This is a genomic window from Halomonas sp. DP4Y7-1 (assembly GCF_019800705.1).
Classification (GTDB): Bacteria; Pseudomonadota; Gammaproteobacteria; order Pseudomonadales; family Halomonadaceae; genus Halomonas; species Halomonas litopenaei_A.
In genome coordinates this window covers 1-1,948 of the sequence record NZ_JAHVKS010000018.1, presented here as the reverse complement: position 1 = coordinate 1,948, position 1,948 = coordinate 1, and the positions used below count along the sequence as shown (strand labels likewise).

Below are 1,948 nucleotides of genomic sequence, written 5' to 3'. Positions count from 1 at the left end.
AGCGGTAGAGGAGCGTCGTGTAAGCCGATGAAGGTGTGTTGAGAAGCATGCTGGAGGTATCACGAGTGCGAATGCTGACATGAGTAACGACAAGGGGAGTGAAAAACTCCCCCGCCGGAAGACCAAGGGTTTCTGTTCGACGCTAATCGGAGCAGAGTGAGTCGGCCCCTAAGGCGAGGCCGAAAGGCGTAGTCGATGGGAAACGGGTCAATATTCCCGTACCTCACAGTATTGCGATGGGGGGACGAAGAAGGCTAGGTGAGCCAGGCGTTGGTTGTCCTGGTGAAAGCCAGTAGGCTGAGGGTTCAGGAAAATCCGGACCCTTAAGGCCGAGAGGCGAGACGAACTGACTACGGTCAGGAAGTCATCGATGCCACGCTTCCAGGAAAAGCCTCTAAGCTTCAGATACTGTGGGACCGTACCCCAAACCGACACAGGTGGTCAGGTAGAGAATACCAAGGCGCTTGAGAGAACTCGGGTGAAGGAACTAGGCAAAATGGTGCCGTAACTTCGGGAGAAGGCACGCCGCATTAGGGTGAAGGTCCTCGCGACCGGAGCCTGACGCGGTCGAAGATACCAGGTGGCTGCAACTGTTTATTAAAAACACAGCACTCTGCAAACGCGCAAGCGGACGTATAGGGTGTGACGCCTGCCCGGTGCCGGAAGGTTAAGTGATGGTGTTAGCTCACGCGAAGCTCCTGATCGAAGCCCCGGTAAACGGCGGCCGTAACTATAACGGTCCTAAGGTAGCGAAATTCCTTGTCGGGTAAGTTCCGACCTGCACGAATGGCGTAATGATGGCCACGCTGTCTCCACCCGAGACTCAGTGAAATTGAAATCGCAGTGAAGATGCTGTGTACCCGCGGCTAGACGGAAAGACCCCGTGAACCTTTACTACAGCTTCACACTGGACGCTGATGTTGCTTGTGTAGGATAGCTGGGAGGCTTTGAAACCCTGTCGCCAGATGGGGTGGAGCCAACCTTGAAATACCAGCCTGGCATCATTGGCGTTCTAACTCAGGACCGTAATCCGGTTCGAGGACCGTGTGTGGTGGGTAGTTTGACTGGGGCGGTCTCCTCCCAAAGAGTAACGGAGGAGCACGAAGGTACCCTCAGCACGGTTGGAAATCGTGCATTGAGTGCAAGAGCATAAGGGTGCTTAACTGCGAGACAGACACGTCGAGCAGGTACGAAAGTAGGTTCTAGTGATCCGGTGGTTCTGTATGGAAGGGCCATCGCTCAACGGATAAAAGGTACTCCGGGGATAACAGGCTGATACCGCCCAAGAGTTCACATCGACGGCGGTGTTTGGCACCTCGATGTCGGCTCATCACATCCTGGGGCTGAAGTCGGTCCCAAGGGTATGGCTGTTCGCCATTTAAAGTGGTACGCGAGCTGGGTTTAGAACGTCGTGAGACAGTTCGGTCCCTATCTGCCGTGGGCGTTGGAGATTTGAGAAGTGCTGCTCCTAGTACGAGAGGACCGGAGTGGACGTACCTCTGGTGTTCCGGTTGTCATGCCAATGGCATTGCCGGGTAGCTATGTACGGACGGGATAACCGCTGAAAGCATCTAAGCGGGAAGCCCCCTTCAAGATGAGATCTCCCTGAGGCCTTGAGCCTCCTAAAGGACCCAGCAAGACCAGCTGGTTGATAGGCCGGGTGTGGAAGCGCTGCAAGGCGTTGAGCTAACCGGTACTAATGGTCCGTGAGGCTTGACCATATAACACCCAAGAGGTTTTGGTCGATGGTGTCACGACACAATTGACGGATACGTGGGACGTATCGAGCAAGACTTTGCCAGCATTGATATACATTGCCTTTTTTCGCCTGACGACCATAGCGAGTGGGAACCACCTGATCCCTTGCCGAACTCAGAAGTGAAACCGCTCAGCGCCGATGGTAGTGTGGGGTCTCCCCATGCGAGAGTAGGTCATCGTCAGGCATTTA

Annotated in this window: 2 rRNA genes; both read left to right on the top strand. The window is 54.8% G+C overall.

From position 1 onward, the window contains the following. Positions 1-1,721: ribosomal RNA gene (locus KUV72_RS19610) — 23S ribosomal RNA — on the top strand; the annotation flags it as partial. A 106-nt stretch (positions 1,722-1,827) separates the two neighbouring features. After that, positions 1,828-1,943 (top strand): 5S ribosomal RNA (rrf, locus tag KUV72_RS19605). Positions 1,944-1,948: the final 5 nt, after the last annotated feature.